The organism is Frigoribacterium sp. RIT-PI-h (assembly GCF_001297205.1).
Taxonomy (GTDB): Bacteria; Actinomycetota; Actinomycetes; order Actinomycetales; family Microbacteriaceae; genus Frigoribacterium.
Genome location: NZ_LHOZ01000029.1, coordinates 1 through 1,983 on the forward strand (window position 1 = coordinate 1; position 1,983 = coordinate 1,983).

The 1,983-nt window shown below is 65.9% G+C and carries 1 rRNA gene; it reads left to right on the forward strand.

Annotated elements, in window-relative coordinates:
• Position 1: 1 nt before the first annotated feature.
• Positions 2-118 (forward strand): 5S ribosomal RNA (gene rrf, locus AEQ27_RS02180).
• Positions 119-1,983: the final 1,865 nt, after the last annotated feature.

The following is a 1,983-nucleotide window of genomic DNA, read 5'->3' on the forward strand; positions in this document are numbered from 1 at the left end:
TTTCGGCGGCCATAGCGAGAGGGAAACGCCCGGTCACATTCCGAACCCGGAAGCTAAGACTCTCAGCGCCGATGGTACTGCAAGGGGGACCTTGTGGGAGAGTAGGACACCGCCGGACTCCTTTTAGTGCGAAGAGCACGTGCAACACCAGAAAGGCCCCTTCTTCGGAAGGGGCCTTTCTGCGTTTAACGCTGACCAGCTGGACGACCCCGATTTGGGCGTGGCGTCCTGGAGGTGGGGAGAGCTGCAGGCAGGGAGCCCGCGAGAGGACGGCACCACCGCCAGTGCGCTTGCGGGCGTGTTTTCGGCTCGACACCCCGACCTTCTCTCGGACAAGGGTCGAGGGTCGCCGGGTGGAGGCTCAGTGCCCGAAAGCAGCGCGTATGTCCTAGGCGGTCTCCCACTGCGCCGACTTGCCGGTGCTTTGGGCGCACGATATGCCGAATGGATCGAGTCTCGAGGTCCGTGACACTCGAGGAACCGGCTTGAGGGCGTGCTTCGAGTGGATTCTTGCCGTGTTGCCGTGTTGCCGTGTTGCTGCGTTGCAGTCGAGGCGCCGTGGGCTTGAGCTCGGGCCTCACTCCAGTCGAGTTGCTCCCACTAGGCGCGCTCAGGGCCACTGTGCGATCGAACCGTTCCCTTTTCGTCACCACAAGGACGATCGGGCTTGACTGACCTCCGCGCGGCACTGGGGTCGGTCCGTGCCGCAGCGATCCCGGCTCATGCATCTCTGCACGAGCCAAGCGCGCGTGGTCATCGATTGGTGCGCACGTCTTCCATACCGATGCGGTTCGTCTCCTTGTCGGTCGACCTTTGCGGCGTGCGTAGAGCCGGCAGCCTCCGCCGTCCGAATCCGTCGACGTCGACGTCGACCACTTCACCTCCACCGACCACTACCGACTTCCTTCCCACGGGTTCGCCCTCGCGGGTGTCGGTCGCAGGGGGTCTTCCCTGATCGGGTCGGGACAACGGTGGGACGCGGTTCCTTCTCCCAGCCCGAGAGGCCCTGTACGCGGGGACGTTCCTCTCGGGCCACGGCCGTGGCCAGGGCCACGGAGCCGCCGGCCCGACCTGGAGCCGGCTCGAGCGCCCAGCGCGGCAGCTCCGGGACAGGGCCGTGTCTTGCGAGCAATTCACCCAGGCCGAATCGGCCGGCCCTCGACACCGGCGTCGCCTTCAGCCCGAAAGCGGGTGACTCGGCGATGAGTTCATTGACGTGAGATGTCTTTGCTCCACTCGCCATGAGGATGACATGCGCCTCCTGCGAGCTAGGGCGTCGTGAGCGGAAGACGCGGTGCACCGGCAGGGCTCCCGGCTGATTCGTCGCACGGGTACGACCGTGGGAGGAGGATGCCCGAGGTGGGTAAGGGGGGAACGAAGCAGCTCGACTCGCACGGAGAGATGGGGCTCCCCTCCAGTAGCTCCATAGGGCCACGGCTGTCATGGGTGAGTACGACCAGCCAGTGACTCCTGCGCCGCGCTGCGCGGGCTTGGCGGGGCGACTGGCGGGATGGGCGTGTCTCGACCGTCGCGATCGGCGAGCTCGCGATCCCCCTTGTCTTGAGTCACACCGTGGGGGTGAGCTACGTCATCGGACAGATGGGTCGGCGCGCGATCACGCCGGGGCATCGGCCCCGAGGCGGTGTTGATAATGCGCGGTCCGAGCTGCTCTCTCGGTCGAGCGGCGGCTACGCTTCGAGCCACGTCGTGAGTCTCTGGTGTGGAGGGGCGTCTCCGTTTCCTCTCGCCGGTCCCGGGTGCGACACGCCCGGGATGCACGGGAGTTTGGGGGTGGGGGCCGGGGGCTGTGTAAAGTAATCCGAGTCAGCCCAAAGGTGCGGCGGAGCGGCTAGGACAGCGATCAGAGATGGTCCCGATCCGGAGCTTCCCGGCCTCAAGTGGTGGCATCCTCCCCGAGAACGGGTTGCTTGCGACTCGTGGTTCGTGTGGTAGGGTTTCAAATCCATCCTCTGGTTCACGCCA